Source organism: Mesorhizobium sp. M7A.F.Ca.CA.004.06.1.1, assembly GCF_003999135.1.
GTDB lineage: Bacteria > Pseudomonadota > Alphaproteobacteria > Rhizobiales > Rhizobiaceae > Mesorhizobium.
Window position 1 is genome coordinate 1 of record NZ_RZPQ01001385.1, and the last position, 566, is coordinate 566.

A 566-nucleotide genomic window follows, 5' to 3' on the forward strand; every position below is an offset into this window, starting at 1 on the left:
GGATATTGCAGCGGGCGAGCACGTTCATTCGCACAATCTGGTTTTCGAATCCGGCCGCTTGCCGGTCGTGCCGCCGAGCGAGGCCGAGCACGCGACGGAGGCCGACCGGGCCCGCACCTTCATGGGCTATCGCCGCGCCGATGGCCGCGCCGGCACGCGCAACTTCATCGGCATCGTCGCCAGCGTCAATTGCTCGGCCACCGTCTGCCATTCCATCGCCGACACCGCCAACCGCACGCTGCTGCCTAAATATCCCGGCATCGACGGCTTCGTGCCGATCGTCCACGGCCAGGGCTGCGGCATGAGCGGCACCGGCGACGGCATGATGGTGCTGCACCGCACGCTTGCCGGCTATGCCCGCCACCCGAATTTCGGCGGCGTGCTGATGGTCGGCCTCGGCTGCGAGGTCAACCAGCTCACCCTCTACGGCCAGAAGGGCGTCGCTGCCGGCAAGCGCCATTTCAACATCCAGGACGCCGGCGGATCGCGCAAATCGGTGGAAAAGGCGATGGGCGTGCTGGCCGAGATCGCCGAGGAAGTCGGCCAGCTGAAGCGTGAGCCGATCC

At 67.3% G+C, this 566-nt stretch carries 1 protein-coding gene; it reads left to right on the forward strand.

The window, feature by feature from the left end; all coding sequences use genetic code 11:
* On the forward strand, positions 1-566 hold a 566-nt coding region (locus EN906_RS36495; RefSeq protein WP_206529297.1), incomplete at both ends, for a UxaA family hydrolase.